The following is a 17746-nucleotide window of genomic DNA, read 5'->3' on the forward strand; positions in this document are numbered from 1 at the left end:
AAAGCCCTGTCACCCGCCCGGTGACCTGCGCCGACCGGTGCGAGGCCGCTCGCACGCCGACGGACCGGGCGGCGTACGGCGTGCGGGTGCCCGGGACGGGGCCGGCGCAATCCTCCGTACGGCCGAAGCGGCCCCACGGCCGGACGGGAGTTTCGAAACGCGGCCTAGGATCTTTCGGCCCGGCGTTCGATGCGGTAGTCGAAGGCGAGGGTGCCCGGGTCGAGGGCGGTCACGCCGCCGTCGACGGTGAGCACGGCGCCGTTGACGAAGGAGGAGGCGGGCGAGAGCAGCCAGGCGACGGCCTCGGCCACCTCGCGCGGCTCGCCCGGCCGCCCGGCGGGCAGGACGCGGGTGACCTCCTCGTACGCCGCGTCGACGCCGCCGTCCCCCAGTCCCGCCTCGTCGGCGAACCGGCTCATCCTGCGGTCCGCCATGTCGGTGCGCACCCAGCTGGGACACACCGTGTTGGCGCGCAGCCCCGCGGGTCCGTAGTCGACCGCGAGGGAGCGGCAGAGCTGGAGCAGCGCCGCCTTGGAGGTGCCGTAGGCGGCGCTGCCCACGCCGTTGCGCAGCGCGGACACGGAGGCGACCGCGACCACCGCCCCGCGCGCGTCCAGCAGATGCGGCAGCGCGGCGCGCAGGAGATGGAAGGGGCCCGTGAGGTTGGTCCGCATCACCGCCTCCCAGTCCTCCAGGGTCACCTCGCCCACCCCGCCGCCGCGCCCGATGCCGGCGTTGAGGACGAGCCCGTCGAGCCGCCCGTACGCCTCGACGGCCGTGTCGACGAGGGCGCGTACGGCCTCGGGATCACCGATGTCGGAAGGGACGGCCAGGGCGCCGGTCTCCTCGGCGACGAGCCGCAGGGGCTCGGGCCGCCGCCCGGAGACCACCACCCGGTGCCCGGCCTCCCGCAACAGCCGAGCGGTCGCGGCGCCGATGCCCGTCCCGCCACCGGTCACGAGGTACACGCGCTGGTCCGCCATGGTCGTCGAGCCTCCGTCGTCCGTCTCCGCCGTCCGTCCCGATGATCATAGGGAGCGGCCCGGGGGCCGTAGCGGGGCCGGTCCTCCCGGCGCGGCGGGGCCGGCGGCGAGCGCCGGAAGCGGGCGGGGGATCGGCGGGGCCCACGGGAGTGCACGGCACACTCCGCGCGCGCCACGCAAGCGGCCCGTGTACGGCAGGTGTTCCGGCCCGTACCCCTCAAGAGGCAAGCGGAGTACCCCGGTTACCCATGCGTACTGCACATGCGAGACGTGACAGCGGCGACTGTCGGGGCCCTCGGCATGCGTGACAACGTCATGTCCGTCACCGACCGAGGGAGTGCGTTGTGAACAAGGGGTACGCGGTCTTCTGCGACGCCGACCGTCACTTCTACGACGCGCCGCACCGTCTCGTCTTCGCCGACGGAGCGGGTGACTCCCTCTACCGCGCCGCCACCCTCCCCGTCCCCGAGGGATGGACCAGCCACCGGACGGGCGACTGGCTCGCCCTCCGGCCGCTGAGCCGTACGCTCCCCTCGCAGGGCTGGAAGATCCACGTCTCCGCCTGTCTCGACAACGCCGAGCGCGTCCTCGACACGGTCCGGGAGCACTGCCTGCGGCACGAGGTGGCGTTCAAGTTCGTGCCGAGCCGCTACCTGCTGCACCAGCGCAACGCCAAATACGCGGACCGCGCGGCCAGCGGCAAGTTCATCACCGTGTACCCGGCCGACGACGAGCAGTGCGAGCGCGTCGCCACCGACCTGGCGCGCCTGCTCGACGGCGAGCCCGGCCCCTACATCCTCAGCGACCTGCGCTGGGGGAAGGGCCCCGTCCACCTGCGGTACGGCAGCTTCACCCGCCGCCACTGCTACGACGAGCACGGCGAGCTGCGGCCGGCCATGGAGGACGGCTCCGGCACCCTCGTACCCGACCGGCGCGGGCCCGTCTTCCGCGTGCCCGACTGGGTCGCACCGCCGCCGTTCCTGCGCCCGCACCTCGACGCGAGAGCCGCGGTGACGGTGCAGGAGATGCCGTACGAGATCGTCAAGGCCCTGCACTTCTCCAACGGCGGCGGCGTGTACGAGGCGCGGCACCGCGCGACCGGGCGGCGGGTCGTCCTGAAGGAGGCACGCCCGTTCGCCGGGCTGGCCGCCGACGGGGCCGACGCCGTCACCCGGCTGCACCGCGAACGCGCCGCGCTGGAACGGCTCTCCGGGCTCGCCTGCACCCCGGAGGTCCTCGACAGCTTCACCGTCGGCGACCACCACTTCCTGGCCCTCGAATTCGTCGAGGGCAGGCCCCTCAACACCTTCTTCGCCCGCCGGCATCCCCTGATGGAGGCCGAACCGGAGGCGGAGCGGCTCGCCGAGTACACGGAGTGGGCCCTGCGGATCCACGGCCTCGTCGAGCGGGCCGTCGCCGAAGTGCACGCCCGTGGGGTCGTCTTCAACGACCTGCACCTCTTCAACATCATGGTGGCCGAGGACGAGTCCTCCGTGGTGCTCCTGGACTTCGAGGCGGCCCAGCCGGCCGCGGAGGGCGGGCGGCAGACCGTCGCCAACCCGGCGTTCGTCGCCCCCGCCGACCGGCGCGGCTTCGACGTGGACCGCTACGCCCTCGCCTGTCTGCGGATCGCCCTGTTCGTCCCGCTCACCAGCCTGCTCGCCGTGGACCGGGCCAAGGCCGCCCACCTGGCGGAGGTCGCGGCGGCGCGATTCCCCGTGCCTCCGGGTTTCCTGGACACGGCGGTAATGGAGATCACACGGCAGCCGGTCGGCACCTCGCCCCGCGACAGCGACCCGCCCCGCGACAGTGCCTCGCTCCGCGACAGCGACCCGCCGCCCGTCGGCATTCCGCCGCGCGCCGGCGCGCCGGCCGTCGAGGACGTGACGGCGCCCGACGGTGACACGGCACCCGGCCGGCCCCCTGGCGGCCGCGCCGCGTTCCTGCCCGCGGAGCCGGGGGAGTGGCCGCACAGCCGCGACTCGATGGTCAGCGCGATCCTGGCGTCGGCGACACCCGATCGGGAGGACCGTTTCTTCCCCGGTGACATCGCCCAGTTCGCCACGGCCGGGGGCGGCATGACCGTCGGCTACGGCACCGCGGGAGTCCTCCACGCCCTGCGCGAGAGCGGCGCCGCGCGATGTCCGGCGGCGGAGGAGAAGCTCCTGCGCTACGCCAAGCAGCCCGAGTCCGGCACGCCGCTCGGCTTCTACGACGGGCTCACCGGCATCGCGTGGACCCTCCAGGGGCTCGGACACACCGCGTCCGCGCTGGAGTTGGCGGAGCTCGTCCTCGCCCAGGACCACGACGGCCTCGCGCCTGACCTGCACGGCGGTACGGCCGGGATCGGCCTCGCCCTCGACGCCCTCGCCACGGCCACCGGCGAGACCGGCCTGCACGCGGCGGCCTTGCGGTGCGCCGAACTGACGGCCCGCCCGCCGGCCGCGTCCACCCCGGCCGCGGAACCGACGACGGGCCGGGTGCGGACCGGACTGCTGCACGGGGCGGCCGGCCGGGCCCTGCTGTTCGTACGGCTCTACGAACGCACCGGGGACACCGCGCTGCTCGACCTCGCCGCCGAAGCGCTCCACGACGACCTCACCCGCTGCGTGCGCGGAGTCTCCGGCACCCTGCAAGTGGACGAGGGCTGGCGCACGATGCCGTACCTGGGCGCCGGCAGCGTGGGCATCGGCATGGTGATCGACGACTTCCTCCTCCACCGCCACGACGATGCCCTCGAACGGGCCCGGCGCGACATCGTGCAGGCGGCACAGGCCACCTTCTACGCCCAGCCGGGCCTCTTCCGCGGCGTCGCCGGGATGGTCCTCCACCTCGCCCGCACGCCCGCCGACGGACCCGGCACGGCGCCTGAGGACGTACGCCGCCAGGTCGACTGCCTGACCTGGCACGCGATGTCCTACCAAGGCCATCTCGCCTTCCCCGGCGAACAGATGATGCGGCTCTCCATGGACCTCGCCACCGGAACGGCGGGCGTCCTGCTGGCCCTCTCGGCAGCCCTGGGCGACCGCCCGGCACACCTGCCGTTCCTCCCGCCGCTCCCGCGGCCCCACGAACCGGCCCCGCTTCGGGGTCGCACAGCACCACCGTCCCCATTCGAAAGGAAACGATCATGAACCTGTTCGACCTGCAGTCGCTGGAGACCCCCAAGGACGAGGCCATCGGCGACGTCGAGACCGGCAGCCGCGCGAGCCTGCTGCTCTGCGGGGACAGCAGCCTCAGCGTGACGACCTGTAACTGACCCGCTCCGCGCACGGCGCCGAGGCGCCGGCGCGAGGTCACGGTGCCCCGGGAGCACGGCTCCCGGGGCACCGGCCGTCCGCCGTTCCTCCCGCCCCATTGCCGTGCCCCGCCCCACCCGCCGTACCGCCAGGAGAAAGGGCATCGGATGGCCTCGCCGACCGGGTCCGACGGGCTGCTGCGCGGCGCCGTATGCCACACCGCGGGCAGCACCGCGCTCCTGCTCGTCTGCTCGGTCGCCGGCGCGGCCTGCGCGCTCGCCGTCCCCGCGGTCGCCGGCCGCACGCTGGACCTGCTCCTGCACCACCGCCCCGGCGCGACCACCTGGCTGGCCTGGGCCGCCGTACTGCTCGCCGCGGAAGTCCTGCTGGAGGCCGCCGGGGTCCTGCTGACCCAGCTCACCACCGCCCGCGCCACCGCCTGGATCCGCCTCCGCGCCCTGACCGGTCTGCTCGGCACCGCCCCCCACCGGGCCGCACCCCATTCCGGAGGCGACGTCGCCGCCCGGCTGTGCGTCAACGCCACGGACAGCGGCGCCGCACCGGCGGCTCTCGCGACCTCGGTGTCCTCCGTCCTCGTCCCGGCCGGCGCCCTCGTCGCGCTGGCCCTCATCGACCCCTGGACCGCCGTCGTCTTCGTGGCCGGCCTGCCGCTGCTCCTGCTGCTGCTGCGGACGTTCGCGCACGAGTCGTCCGACTCGGTCGGCCGGTACCAGCAGGCGCAGGGCGCCGTCGCCGCACGGCTGACCGAGGCGCTGGGCGGCGCGCGCACCATCGCCGCCGCGCACACGGCGCGCCGGGAGGAGGAACGCATCCTCGCCCCCCTGGACGACATGACGCGGTACGGAACGCGCATGTGGCTCGTCCACGGCCGCGCCGTGGCCCGCAGCGGCGTCCTGCTCCCCCTGCTGACCACGGCCGTCGTGGCGGTGGCCGGGGCCCGGCTCGCCGCCGGGGACCTCAGCGTCGGCGACCTGCTCGCCGCCTCGCGGTACGCCGCCCTCGCCGCCGGCATCGGAGGCATCGCGGCGCCCCTCGGCACGCTGGTCCGCGCGCGCAGCGCCGGCCGCCGCACCGCCGCACTGGCCGATCTCCCGCCGATGCCCCACGGCTCCGCCGTCCTCCCGGCCGACGGACCAGGCACCGTGGAACTGCGGGGGGTGGGCGTGGTACGCGACGGCGCCCCGCTGCTCACGGACGTGACCCTGGTGATCGAAGGCGGCTCGACGGTCGCCGTCGTGGGCCGCTCGGGCGCCGGCAAGTCCACGCTGGCCGCCGTCGCGGGCCGGCTGACCGACCCCGACGAGGGCCGCGTTCTCCTGGACGGGGTCGACCTGACCGAGCCGACCCGCGCGGAACTGCGCCGGGCGACGGCCTACGCCTTCGCGCGTCCCGCCTTCGACAGCGGAGCCGCCGCCACGGTCCGCGCCGCAATCGCCAGCGGGCTCGGGCCGGCGCAGGCCGGTCCTCCGGCGACGGCGGCGATCCCGCCGCCCGCCGATGCCGTGGCGCACGAGGACGCGGAGCGGGTCGCGGAGAAGGTCCGGCAGGCCGCGAGGGCCGCGAGCGCCGATGTCTTCATCCGACTGCTGCCGCTGGGGTACGACACTCCCTTGGACGACGCCCCGTTCTCCGGCGGCGAGAGCCAACGCCTCGGCCTGGCGCGGGCGTTCATCGGTGCCGGGCGGCTGATGATCCTGGACGACGCGACGTCGAGTCTCGACACGGCCACCGAACGGCAGGTGGAGCTCGCCCTCGCCTCGTCCCTGCGGCCGTGCACCAAGCTCATCGTGGCCCACCGGGTCTCCACGGCCGCCCGCGCGGACCGGGTGGTCTGGCTGGAGGCCGGACGGGTGCGGCGATGCGCACCGCACCACCTGCTGTGGGAGGACCCGGACTACCGCGCGGTGTTCCTGGCCGAGGCCTCCGCGGTGCCACCAGAAGCGGAGGCGGGGGCGGGGGCCGGCCCTGCCGTCCTCCGCGGGCCCGCTCGTCACGACGGCGGGAGCGGCGAGTGAAACCGGTGACGGAGACGGGCCGGACGACCGATCCGAAGCCCCGGCCGGCCACCGGCCGGCCGGGGCCGGACCCGGACGCCCCCGAGCCGCCCCCCGCCGCATCCGGCCCGACCGCTCCCGACCCCGGCCCGACCACCCCCGCATCCGGCCCGACCGCCCTCGCCGCGCGCGTGCCCGCCGTCGGAGGCACGACCCGGCGCCTCATGGCTCCGGCGCGCCGGTTCCTCGGCCGGCGCAAGCGCGTGCTGGCCAGACTGGCGGCGTGGTCCGCCGCCGAATCCGCGCAGACCTTCCTCGGCGGCTACTGCGTGGCCCGGTCCCTGGACGACGGTTTCCTGCGCGGCGCCACCGCCACCGGCCTGCTCTGGCTCGCGGGCGCCGCCGTGGTCATCCTTCTCGGCGCACCGGTCGTCCGAGGCGTCTTCGCCCAACTCCCGCACCTCACGGAGCCGTTGCGCGACCACCTCGTACGGCGGTCGGTGGTACGCGCACTGCGCGCGGCCACCACCGGGGGCGGAAGCGTGGACACGACCGCCGTATCCCGGCTCACGAGCCAGACCGAGATCGCCCGGGACAGCTTCGCCGGGCTGGTGCTCGCCGCCCGCTCCTTCGTCTTCGTCGCCGCCGGGGCCCTGGTCGGCCTGGTGTCCCTCGCGCCGCAGTTCCTCCTCGTCGTCCTTCCGCCGCTCGTCCTCGGCATCGTCCTGTTCACCGCGTCGCTGCGACCGATGGCGCGAGCCCAGCACCGCTACCTCGACGCGGACGAGGCCGTCGGACGGCGCGCGGAGCTCACACGTACCGCCCTGCGCGACCTCGTCGCCTGCGGCACCCAGGAACCGACCGCCGACCGGAACCGCCGTGCGATCGAGGAGGCCGCCGCCGCCCAGCGCGCCATGGCCCGCTGGGCGGCGGTCCGTACGCTCTCCGTGGCGACGGCGGGCCAGTTGCCGGTGTTCCTGCTCCTCGCCGCGACCCCGTGGCTCCTTCGCCAGGGCGTCACGGCGGGCGCCCTCGTGGGCGCGCTCACCTACGTCCTCCAGGCACTGCTGCCGGCCCTGCACACGCTGATGACCGTCCTCGGCGCCGCGGGCGCGCGCCTCTTCGTCATCCTCGACCGTCTCACCGGCCCGCTCCCCGCGCCCACCCCCGTCACCCCCTCCGCGCACCCCGCCCCCGGGCCTCCGGGGCGTTCCAGCCCGGCCGCACGGGCGACGGCGGCGCTGGAACTGCGCCGCGTCCGGGCCGCGTACGGCCCCGGCGCCCGTGCCGTCCTCGACGCCCTGGACCTGACCGTCGAGGACGGCGAGCACATCGCGGTCGTCGGTCCGAGCGGTATCGGCAAGTCGACCCTCCTGCAGGTCGCGGCAGGCCTGCTGACCCCGGACCAGGGGGACGTACGTCTCTCCGGCCGCCCCGTCGGACACTGCCCGCCGCCCGACCTCGCCGCCCTGCGCGTGCTGATCCCGCAGGAGGCGTACGTCTTCACCGGCACCCTGCGGGACAACCTCCGCTATCTGCGGCCCGACGCCGGCCGCCGCGACGTCGACGCCGCCGTACGGGCCCTCGCGCTGGGACCGCTCGTCGACCGCGTGGGCGGGCTCGACCGTCCGCTGCGGCCGGAAGCCCTGTCCCTCGGCGAGCGCCAGCTGATCGCCCTCGGGCGCGCCCACCTCTCCCCGGCCCCCCTGCTGCTGCTCGACGAGGCGACCTGCCACCTGGACCCCGTCGCGGAGGCCACGGCCGAACGCGCCCTGCGCGCCCGGCCCGGGACCTTGGTCGTCGTCGCCCACCGGCTGTCGTCGGCGCTGCGCGCGGACCGGATCCTCGTCCTCGACGGCACCCGCGCCCAGTACGGCACCCACGACGACCTGCTCGAACGGTCGGTTCTCTACCGTGATCTGGTGGGGCACTGGAACGACACCCCCTAGGGGGCGGACCGCGTCCGCGGAGACGTCACGCGGCGGCGGTCAGGTCCACCCGGCCCCTTGGGCGATCCGGATGGCGTCCACCCGGTTGCGGGCGCCGACCTTGCGGATGACGCTCGCCATGTAGTTCCGTACGGTCCCCTTGGAGAGGTACAGCGTCGCGGCGATCTCGCCGACGGGCGCTCCTTCGGCGGCGAGCGAGAGAACGCTCAGCTCACGCCGGGTGAGGGGCATCTCCGCGGCCTGCAGGAAACCGAGCGCGAGCGTGTCGTCGATGAAACGCTCGCCCTGCGCGACCCGGTGCACGGCCTGGAGTAATCGGACCTTCGAACCGTTCTTGTCGACGAAGCCGGTCGCCCCCGCCGCATGCGCCCGGCGCAAGACGCCGGGCCGCTGCGCGGGGATCAGCGCCAGCAGGGCCGCGCCGCCCGCCGTCGGCGACGCCGCCACCGACGGGGCGGCCGGGTCCGACTCCGCCGCGGAGGGCGGCAGACACTCGGCGTCGGCGACGTACACGTCCGGAGCCGGGGCGGCGGACTCCGACCCCTGCGGCCAGTGGGAGAGCGAGGAGACGACCACGACCCCGTCGTCCGACCGCAGCAGGTCCACCAGCGCGGCCCGCAGCAGCTGCGCCTCGTAGACCACCGTCACTCTTATCATTCCCACCCCTTCGTTTCTGCGTCATGCCCCAGGGGCATGACGCGATCAGCCCCCCACCCCTCTGCCCCTGCCTCCCGCGTGAGAACGCGGCATCGGGCGCACAGGGGGCGCACTCGGGAGTGCCGGGGCCGGAACCGTTCACCGCGCCCGGCCGGTGCGCAGGCCGACGAGGTGCGGGGCCGAAGGAGGCCGTACGGGAATGTCCGGATTCCGTCTCCCCCGAGTGGCCTCCTCCGCTACGTGCCACCGGTGAGGGCGGACGCCGGACCCCGCGGTGGCCGGGGCCGACCCGGCTGCCGTGATGTCCGAATCGCCGGGGCCATGCAGAATTGCCCTAGTGGGACCCCCGGCGGCCGGCTGCGCTCGGTCACCGTCCTCCGGTGCGAAGAGGGGGCGTGATGCCATCCGAGCGGAAGGCAGGGCAGCGGGAGCCCGGTCCGCTGTGGTCCGAGCCCGGCACGCTGCTGGAGCACGTGGCCGTGGCCGTGCTGGGCATGGATGACGACGACCGGGTCTGCTACTGGGGCCCGGGAGCCCGCAAGCTCTTCGGTTACGAGGCCGCCGAGGTGCTGGGCCGCCCCGCCGCCGCCCTCTTCCCCGCCGCCGCCCGGCACGACGGTGCGAGCGTGGCCCGACGGCTCGCGGAGCGCGGCCGGGCCCTCGGCTACTGGCGGGTCCGCCTGCCGGCGCTGCACCGCGACGGCTCCGTCTTCGACTGCGGCTTCCGGGTCTTCCCGGTCACCGGGGCGGAGGGCGACTCGGTCGTCCTCGGCCTGGCGAGCAGGGGAGACGAGCTCGACCGCGTCAAGACGAACCTGGCGTTCCTCGACGCGCTGTTCGACACCTGTCCCATCGGCCTCGTCATGCTCGACCAGGACCTGCGCTACGTCCACCTCAACCAGGCGCTCGCCGACATGGACGGGGTCCCGGTCGAGGACCACATCGGGCGGACGATGGACGAGATCATGATGACCACGGACGGCGGCGAGTACCTCCGCATGGTGCGGGCCGTCGCCCTGGAGGGCCGGCCCGTCGTGAGCGCCCTCGTCGGCCTCCGCACGCCCGGCCACCCCGACCGCGCCCAGGCGCGGTCGGTGAGCTTCTTCCCGCTGAGCGGCTCCGGCGACACCCGGCCGGGCGTGGGCGGGCTGATGATCGACGTCACCGACCGGGAACAGGCGATCGTGGAAGCGACGGCCGCCCGGCAACGCCTCGCGCTCCTGGACCGGGCCGCCGCCCGGATCGGCACCACCCTGGAGGTGGACCGCACCGCCCGCGAGCTGGTCGACGCGGCGGTCCCCGACTTCTGCGACGCGTCCGTCGTGGAGCTGGTGGAGTGGGCGGACGAGCCGGAGGTGTTCCACCCCGCCCTGCCGCTGAACACCCGTCGGATCGCCTCGGGCACCAGCCTGCCCCCGCCCGCCACCGACCTCGTCGCCGGGCTGCGGACGGTGCACTACCCTCCCGGCTCCTCCATCCACCGGGTCCTCCTCACCGGCCGCCCCCTCGCCGTGGACGTCGACGAGGCCTTCGTGACCAGCACCGTCACCCATCAGGACCGGGTGCGGCTGCTCCTCGACAGCGGCCTGACGAGTCTGCTCATCGCCCCGCTCATCGCCCGGGGGACCGTCCAGGGCATCGCCATGTTCGGGCGCTCCGCCTCCCGTCCCGCCTTCGCCGGGCAGGACGTCAGTCTGGCCGGTGAACTCGCCTCGCGGGCGGCGCTGTGCCTGGACAACGCGCGCCTCTACAACCGGGTCCGGGGCATCGCGCTCACCCTCCAACGCGCCCTGCTGCCCTCGGCCCTGGTCACCGGCCCGTACGTCCGTGTCGCGCACCGGTACCTCCCCGGCAGCCACATCAGCGAGGTCGGCGGCGACTGGTACGACGTCATGGAGCTGCCCGGCGGGCGGCTGGCCCTGGTGGTGGGGGACGTGATGGGGCACGGCGTCCCCGCGGCCGCCGCGATGGGCAGACTGCGCATCACCACCAAGGCGCTGGCCCGCCAGAACCTCGCACCCGACGCCGTCCTCGCGGAGCTGGACGTCTGCGCCCAGGAGGCCGGGATCGAGCTGGCGACCTGCCTCTACATCCGGTACGACCCCCGCACGGGCGAGGCCCGCATCGCCAACGCGGGTCACCCTCCGCCCCTGGTCCGCCGGGCGGACGGCACGGTGCGGATCCTGGACGACGTCCTGGGAGTCCCCCTCGGTGTCGGCGGATTCCCCTTCCGTACGGCCGAGATCGAGCTGCGCGACGGCGACACGCTGGCCCTCTACACCGACGGCCTCGTCGAGACCCGCGACCGGGATCTCGGTGTCGGCATCGAAGCCCTGCGGAGGGGGCTGGCGGGCGACGCGGGCACCCTGGAGGAGACGGTGGACCGCCTCCTGGCCGACCTCCTTCCCGGCCCGCCCGCCGACGACACCGTGCTGGTCCTGGCCCGGGTCGGCCGGTCGACGCCCGAGGGGCCGCCGCCGACGTGAACCCGGGTCCGCGACACCGTGATCCCGGCTCCCGCCACCGTGCCGTGCGCGACGCCGCCGGCCGGAACGCCCGCGGCCCCGCCCTTCACCGCACGTCCGCCCGCGCCGTGGAGTCGTCGAGGAAGCCGCCCGACTGGTGCTGCCACAGCTTCGCGTAGGCCCCCTCGGCGGTCAGGAGCTCCTGGTGCGTGCCCTGTTCGACGATCCGGCCCCGGTCGAGGACGACCAGCCGGTCCATGGTGGCGACGGTGCTCAGGCGGTGGGCCACCACCAGTGCGGTCCGCCCCTCCATCAGCCGCCACAGGGCGTCCTGGACGAGGATCTCGCTCTCCGAGTCCAGCGCGCTGGTCGCCTCGTCGAGCAGCAGGATCGGCGCGTCGCGAAGGATGGCCCGTGCCAGGGCGACCCGCTGGCGCTGCCCGCCGGACAGCTTCACCCCGCGCTCGCCCACCATCGTGTCGAAGCCGTCGGGCAGCGCGTCGGCGAACTCGGTGACGTGGGCCGCCTCGGCGGCGCGCCGGATCTCGGCCTCCGTGGCGCCCGGCCTGGCGAACGCGATGTTCTCCCGCAGGGTGCGGTGGAACATCGCCGGGTCCTGCGGTACGTAGGCGATGAGGCTGCGCAGGTCGGCCTGGCGGAGCCGGCTGATGTCCTGGCCGCCGATCAGGATCCGTCCGCCGTCGATGTCGGTCATCCGCAGCAGCAGCCGGGAGAGCGTGGTCTTGCCGCCGCCGGACCGGCCCACGAGACCGATCTTCGAGCCGCCGGGCACGGCGAGGTCCAGGCCCTCGAAGAGGGGACCGGCGCCCGCGTGGGCGAACTCGACCCGTTCGAAGCGCACGTCGGATCCCTGCAACAGGAGCGGTTCCGGCGTCGCCGGGTCGACCACCGTGGGCTTCTCCAGGAGCAGTTCGGTGAACTGCGCGGCCTCCGTCATGGCGCTTTCCAGACGGCGGTAGATCTGGTTGAACTCGAACATGATCCGCGTCGCGTTGGCGTAGTAGGTGAAGGCCACGACGACCGCCTCCACGCCGTGCTGTCCGCTGCCGAGGACGACGGCGAGCAACAGGCCCAGCACGTTGGTCAGGACGGACAACGGCGCGACCAGGGTGTCGATGCGCAGATTGCCGTAGTCCCACGACCGGAGCGTGAGCCTCCGCGACTCGGCCACGCGGGACCGGTGCTCCTCGGCCTCGCGTTTCTCGGCGGCGAACGACCGGACCGTGTCCATGTTCATCAGACTGTCGGCGACGTGCCCGGCGACCCGGGCGATCGCCTGCTCGCGTCGGGCGACGAGCCTCTGCCGGCGCCGGATCAGCGGCGTGACGCAGAGCGCGGTGAACGCGATCAGCGTCAGGAGGCCGACCACGAGCAGCGGGTCGTACTGCCACAGCACCACCGAAGCGAACACCAGGGGGACGAAGCTGCCCATCACCGAGAACGTCAGCGTGTCGACGAACTCCTCGAAGCGGGAGGCGAAGCTCAGGACCCGCTTGGTCAGCGACCCGGCGAAGTTGTCGTGGAAGAAGGCGGCGTCCTTGGCGTACAGCTCGTCCATGCCGATGACGTACAGGCTCTCGATGCCCCGGGCGTCGAGGCGGTTCAGACAGTGCAGTCCGACGCGCCAGAGGGCTTCGGAGAGCAGCAGGACACCGGCGAATCCGAGGACGTACGGGAGCATCGGCCCGATGCCGGCGGACGGACCGGAGTCCCCGGCGATCCGGCCGACGAGCTTCGCCACGATGAGCGGCGCGATGTAGAAGATGCCGATGTTGCCCAGCGCCGGGAGCAGCATCGCCGGGGCGGTCAGCCACCGGAGTCTGAGGAGTTCGCGCCCGTAGTGGCGCAGGGCGAGGCTTACCGACCCCTTGCTCGGCAAGCCGTCGCGCAATGGTGCTGTTTCCATCCCAACCCTATGATCTCGGACCGAAAGGTGAGCAAAGGGGAGTCTCCCGTGCGGGGCCCGGGGCGGTCCACGGGTTTTTCGCGGGCTTCGACAGCGAGGGCCGGTGGGGTCAGGAGCCGTCGGTGAAGAGGAGTTTGTCGGGGCTGGACGGGCTGACGTTCTTCAGGACGCCCTTGGTCGACGTCTCGTCGAGCCAGGCCGTGACCTCCGCGACGCCGGCCTCCGGGTGCGCTTGGAGGTGGAGCGCGGCCACGCCCGCCACGTGCGGAGCCGCCATCGACGTACCGTTCCGGGCGACACCGCCGCCGCCGAGCTTCGCCGAGACGATCGCCTGGCCGGGGGCGTAGAGCCGGAGGCAGGCGCCGAAGTTGGAGAAGCTCGTCTCCTGGTCCTGACGGTCGGTGGCGCCGACCGTCACCACGCCTTCGGCCCGGGCGGGGGAGACGTCGCAGGCGTCGACCGCGGAGTTCCCCGCGGCCACCACCGGCAGGACGCCTGCCGCGGCGACCGAGGTGGCCGCGCGGTCCACGGCTTCGGACGCGGGGCCGCCGAGGGAGGCGTTCATGACGGCCGGCCGCCGGGCGTTCCGCGCGATCCAGTCCATGCCCGCGAGGACGCCCGACCAGCTGCCGTTCCCGTCGCAGCCCAGCACGCGCACGCTGAACAGGCGGGCGCCGCGGGCGACACCGTACGTCGCGCCGGCGACGGTCCCGGCGACATGCGTGCCGTGCCCCTGGCAGTCCGCCCCGGCCCGGCCGTCACCGACGGCGTCGTAGCCGAGGGAGGCGCGGCCGCCGAACTCCGCGTGTCCGTACTCGATGCCGGTGTCGAGGATGTACGCGTCGACTCCGGTGCCGTCCCCGGCGGTGGTGAAGCCGCCGTCCAGGGGGAGCGTCCTCTGGTCGATCCGGTCCAGGCCCCACGACGCGGCCGGTGCGCTCAGCGCCCCGGCCGGCGAGGCCACCGACACCACCGAGTCCTCCTCCACCGCCGCGACCCCGAGGGCGTTGCGGACGGTCTTCAGCTGGGCCAGGGTGAGCGGCACGGCGAACCCGTTCAGCGCTCTGCCGTAGACGAACGACGGCTTCAGGTCCAGCTCCTCGGCGAACGTCCCCGCGTCCAGCCGCTTGTCGAGGGTGACGATGTACCGGCCCGGTACGGCGCGGGGCGAGGTCCGCAGCGGAGCCGGCCGCGACGCGGCGGGCACGCCCGGCCCGGACCCGTCGGACGGCGCGGACCGGGCGCCCGGCGCGGCCGGGACGGCGACGGCGGAGGGGGCGGCCAGAGGGGCGGCGAGGGCGAGCGCGGCGGCGACGGCGGTCGCCGCGGCGAACCTGGTGCGAATGATCATGCGGCGCAGGCCATCACGCCCGCGCATCACCGTCCAGGACCCCGCCCGGTGGTTCACACGTCGGTGGGAGGGAGCACCGCCACACGCGCGCTCCCCGGAAGGGGGCCCGGGCTGTCGGCGCCCGTCCACCCCGAGCCGCGCCCCGCCGCCCCGTCAGGCCAGCTGCCTCCGGACCAGCCCGTGCAGGAACCCGCCCGGCGTGGCCAGCAGCGCGGCGGGCGTGCCCTGTTCCACGATCCGGCCCTCCGACATGACGAGCACCCGGTCGGCGTCCATGACCGTGGACAGCCGGTGCGCGATGACGAGGCGGCTGGACTCGAGACCGCGGGTGCTCTCGATCACGGTGCGCTGCGTCTCGTTGTCCAGCGCGCTCGTCGCCTCGTCGAAGAACAGGATCCGGGGGCGCCGGACGAGGGCCTGAGCGATCATCAGCCGTTGCCGCTGACCGCCCGAGACGGCGCCGCCGCCCGCGATGAGGGTGTGCAGCCCCATCGGCATCCGCTGGATGTCCTCGGCGAGACCCGCCATCGCCGCCGCCTCCCACACCTCCTCCTGCGTGAACGACTCCGCCCCGCAGATGCAGTCCAGGATCGAGCCGGTCAGCGGCTGCGCGTTCTGCAGGACCACCCCGCACTGCCGGCGCACGGCGGCCTGGTCGAGCGCGGCCAGGTCCTGCCCGTCGTACAGCACGCTGCCGGAGGTCGGCCGGTCGAAACCGATGAGCAGGCGCAGCAGCGTCGACTTCCCGCAGCCGCTGGGCCCGACGATCGCCACGAACTCGCCCGGCTTCACCTCCAGGGACACGTCGTCGAGCACCAGCGGGCCGTCGTCCGCGTAGCGGAAGGACAGCCGGCGCGCCTCGATCGCCCCGGACAGCGTGCCGGGCTGCGCGCCGGCGCCGCGCACCTCCGGTTCCTCGTCCAGCAGCGGCTTGACCTGCTCGAAGAGCGGGGTCACGGCAGCGGCCGACACCATCGCCCCGGTGACCTGGGTGACGGAGGTCAGCAGCATCGTCAGAGCGGTGCTGAACGTCAGGAACGCGCCGGCCGACATGCTGCCCCGCGCCGGGCCCGCGAGCAGCATGAACATGATGAGCGAGCAGAGCGGCAGGCAGACGGCGTCGAGCACCGTCGTCAGGTTCCGGACGCGGCCGGCCCGCTGCTGGAGCTCCCGGGAGCGGGCGAACTCGCGCGCCCAGGCCGCGTACGCGAAGCTCTCCGCCGCCGCGACCCGCAGCTTGGGCAGACCGCGCAGGGTCTGGTACGCCTGGTTGTTCAGCTTGTTGCCGAGCTCGACGAGCTGCCGCTGCCAGCGCAACTGCCACAGACCCATCCCGAGGAACACCGCCCCCACGACGAACAGCATCGCGACCGCGACCAGCGCGAGCGGCACGCTGTAGCAGAACAGCAGGACGAGGTTCATCGCACCGACCGTCCCGGCCTGCACGACCACCGGGCCGATGCCCGTCAGCACCCGGCGGATGGCGCTGATGCCCATCGCCGCGCTCGCCAGCTCGCCGGTGGACCGCTCGGCGAAGAAGGAGGTCGGCAGCCGCAGCAGCCGGTCCCAGACGGCGGGCTGCAGGATGCTCTCCACCCGCCCCTCCAACCGGAGGATGGTCAGGTTCTGCAGCAGCGTGAACGCCGCCGTGACCACGCTGGTGACCATGAGGGCGACCGAGACCTGGACGATGAGCCCGCTCTCGGCCTTCGGCACGTACTCGCCGAGCACCCGGCCGGTGGCGATCGGCACCAGCGCGCCGAGGCCCACCGTCACCAGACCGGCGAGCAGCAGGTTCCGCAGGTCCGTCCGGGTGCCGCGCATGCTGAAGCGGAGCAGCCGCCAGGGCGTCATCGGCCGGTCGGGCAGGGGCCGGTAGAACATGACCGCCCGCGGCTCGAAGGCGTCGGCGTTCTCCCGGTCGACGCGCTGACGCCGGCCGGTGGACGCGTTGACCGCCTCGTACCGTCCGCGTCGCCACAGCAGCGCGACCGGCGCCCCCGACGAGGCGCGATGCCCCACCAGGGGGCCGCTGTCCGTGCGCCACCACTCACCGTCGAGCCGGACGGCGCGCGTACGGATCCGGGCCGCCGACGCGATCCGCTCGACCGGGGTGACGCGCTCGCTCGCGGCCGCGCCCCTCGGGGGATCGCCCAGAGTGATCCCGGACTCGGCGGCGACCAGCCGGCAGACCGCGTACACCGCCTCGTCGGCCGCCCCCGAGCCGCCACCGGAGCCCGCTCCCGCGCCGGTGCCGGCCGCCGCGGCTCCACGCCGTGCCCGATCCGGCCTGCCGATCGAGGCCAGCAACGCCTCGTCCGCGCGGGCCCGGACGGCCGCGCCGGCCTTGATGCCCTCGGCCGTCCTGTCCTCGTGGGCGCGCTCGAGGCTCTCGATCCAGCGGTCCACGGCGGAGAGCAGCCGGTGCTGCTGGTTCACCATGCCCTGCCACATCGCACCGTCCACCAGCAGGTCGGCCGCCGTCTCCGCCCCGTAGGACGCGCCGTACCGGACGCTGCCCGGCTCGACCGACATCCACAGGACGTCGTCGTCGGCCATGGTCTCCTCGCCCGCCGGGCGCCCGTCGAGAGGCGCCTCGAACAGCACGCCCAGGCCACGGCCCATCCCGAGGGCGAAGGCGTGCTCCAGCGGGGTCGGCGGGACGCCGTAGGGCGCGTACGGGTGGTGCTCCCCGTACGGCCCGTGGGCGCCGTGCCCGCCCGAGTCGTACCCGCTGAACCCGCCGTGACCGTCGTACCCGCCCTGGCCGCCGTACCCGCCGTACCCGCTGTCGTACGTCCCCTCCGCCTCCGGCCGGTACAGCTCCCGCAGGGCGATCCGCCGCATCAGGCAGTCCTGCGACGGCCTGCCCAGCAGGGTGTGCTGCGGTCCGTCCACCGGGCCCAGCAGCAGGCTCCCCGCCTCCAGGCGGCCGAGGAAGTGCCACTGCCCCTGCTGGACGGGGTCGACGGCGAACAGGTCCAGGGCCCCGGCCGTCACCAGCCAGAGCACCTGAGGGCCCTCCAGCGGGAGCGTCCTGTGGCCGGCGCAGTCGACGAACGTGCCGAGACCGCCCAGGGCGTGGATCACCGCATCCGTACCCTCGGACTCCCCGGCGCCGTCGAACCCGACGGACCGCTGCTGGTGCGGGAAGGTCACC

10 protein-coding genes are annotated in these 17746 nt (G+C 74.4%); 5 read left to right on the forward strand and 5 right to left on the reverse strand.

Going from position 1 to position 17746, the window contains the following annotated elements; genetic code table 11:
• Positions 1–164: 164 nt before the first annotated feature.
• The gene (locus tag ACZ6RC_RS17275; protein WP_391137439.1) at positions 165–983 is read right to left on the reverse strand and encodes an SDR family NAD(P)-dependent oxidoreductase; all 819 of its coding nucleotides are present in this window, start codon (positions 981–983) and stop codon (positions 165–167) included.
• A gap of 344 nt (positions 984–1327) precedes the next feature.
• Here ACZ6RC_RS17275 and lanKC point away from each other — a divergent pair, with 344 nt between their 5' ends.
• The 4 genes from lanKC (at position 1328) to ACZ6RC_RS17295 (ending at position 8186) form a co-directional block, all read left to right on the forward strand.
• Entirely contained in the window at positions 1328–4117 is a 2790-nt protein-coding gene (gene lanKC, locus ACZ6RC_RS17280) for a class III lanthionine synthetase LanKC (protein ID WP_469583734.1), read from the forward strand.
• Positions 4114–4242 carry a mycelium formation morphogenetic lantipeptide SapB gene (gene ramS / locus ACZ6RC_RS17285; protein WP_015037662.1) on the forward strand — a complete coding sequence of 43 codons (129 nt, stop codon included), beginning with the start codon at positions 4114–4116 and terminating at the stop codon, positions 4240–4242. Before lanKC ends, ramS begins: the two co-directional genes overlap by 4 nt.
• A 147-nt stretch (positions 4243–4389) precedes the next feature.
• On the forward strand, positions 4390–6258 hold the full coding sequence (locus ACZ6RC_RS17290) for an ATP-binding cassette domain-containing protein (RefSeq protein WP_469583737.1): 1869 nt from the start codon (positions 4390–4392) through the stop codon (positions 6256–6258).
• Between the two features lie 203 nt (positions 6259–6461).
• Positions 6462–8186, forward strand: coding sequence for an ATP-binding cassette domain-containing protein (locus tag ACZ6RC_RS17295; protein ID WP_469584365.1), 1725 nt, complete (start codon positions 6462–6464; stop codon positions 8184–8186).
• A gap of 39 nt (positions 8187–8225) precedes the next feature.
• Here ACZ6RC_RS17295 and ACZ6RC_RS17300 read toward each other — a convergent pair whose 3' ends face one another.
• Positions 8226–8843 carry a response regulator transcription factor gene (locus ACZ6RC_RS17300; RefSeq protein WP_391137429.1) on the reverse strand — a complete coding sequence of 206 codons (618 nt, stop codon included), beginning with the start codon at positions 8841–8843 and terminating at the stop codon, positions 8226–8228.
• A gap of 398 nt (positions 8844–9241) precedes the next feature.
• Here ACZ6RC_RS17300 and ACZ6RC_RS17305 point away from each other — a divergent pair, with 398 nt between their 5' ends.
• Positions 9242–11329 (forward strand): SpoIIE family protein phosphatase, encoded by a 2088-nt coding sequence (locus ACZ6RC_RS17305; protein WP_469583742.1) that lies wholly within the window; start codon positions 9242–9244, stop codon positions 11327–11329.
• 85 nt (positions 11330–11414) lie between these two features.
• Here the strand turns inward: ACZ6RC_RS17305 and ACZ6RC_RS17310 are convergent, their stop codons facing one another.
• The 3 genes from ACZ6RC_RS17310 to ACZ6RC_RS17320 all read right to left on the reverse strand — a co-directional run bounded on the left by ACZ6RC_RS17310 (position 11415) and on the right by ACZ6RC_RS17320 (position 17745).
• On the reverse strand, positions 11415–13235 hold the full coding sequence (locus tag ACZ6RC_RS17310; protein ID WP_469583745.1) for an ABC transporter ATP-binding protein: 1821 nt from the start codon (positions 13233–13235) through the stop codon (positions 11415–11417).
• Positions 13236–13344: 109 nt separating this feature from the next.
• Positions 13345–14586 carry a S8 family peptidase gene (locus ACZ6RC_RS17315; RefSeq protein WP_469583747.1) on the reverse strand — a complete coding sequence of 414 codons (1242 nt, stop codon included), beginning with the start codon at positions 14584–14586 and terminating at the stop codon, positions 13345–13347.
• A 153-nt stretch (positions 14587–14739) separates the two neighbouring features.
• The gene (locus ACZ6RC_RS17320; protein WP_469583750.1) at positions 14740–17745 is read right to left on the reverse strand and encodes an NHLP bacteriocin export ABC transporter permease/ATPase subunit; all 3006 of its coding nucleotides are present in this window, start codon (positions 17743–17745) and stop codon (positions 14740–14742) included.
• Position 17746: the final 1 nt, after the last annotated feature.

Source organism: Streptomyces sp. NPDC048353 (genome assembly GCF_055587165.1).

Coding starts and splice junctions, on each gene's coding strand:
- ACZ6RC_RS17295 (WP_469584365.1), top strand. CDS start 6,462: ATGGCTCCGGCGCGCCGGTTCCTCGGCCGGCGCAAGCGCGTGCTGGCC.
- ACZ6RC_RS17305 (WP_469583742.1), top strand. CDS start 9,242: ATGCCATCCGAGCGGAAGGCAGGGCAGCGGGAGCCCGGTCCGCTGTGG.
- ramS (WP_015037662.1), top strand. CDS start 4,114: ATGAACCTGTTCGACCTGCAGTCGCTGGAGACCCCCAAGGACGAGGCC.
- ACZ6RC_RS17275 (WP_391137439.1), bottom strand. CDS start 983: ATGGCGGACCAGCGCGTGTACCTCGTGACCGGTGGCGGGACGGGCATC.
- ACZ6RC_RS17315 (WP_469583747.1), bottom strand. CDS start 14,586: ATGATCATTCGCACCAGGTTCGCCGCGGCGACCGCCGTCGCCGCCGCG.
- ACZ6RC_RS17310 (WP_469583745.1), bottom strand. CDS start 13,235: ATGGAAACAGCACCATTGCGCGACGGCTTGCCGAGCAAGGGGTCGGTA.
- ACZ6RC_RS17290 (WP_469583737.1), top strand. CDS start 4,390: ATGGCCTCGCCGACCGGGTCCGACGGGCTGCTGCGCGGCGCCGTATGC.
- ACZ6RC_RS17300 (WP_391137429.1), bottom strand. CDS start 8,843: ATGATAAGAGTGACGGTGGTCTACGAGGCGCAGCTGCTGCGGGCCGCG.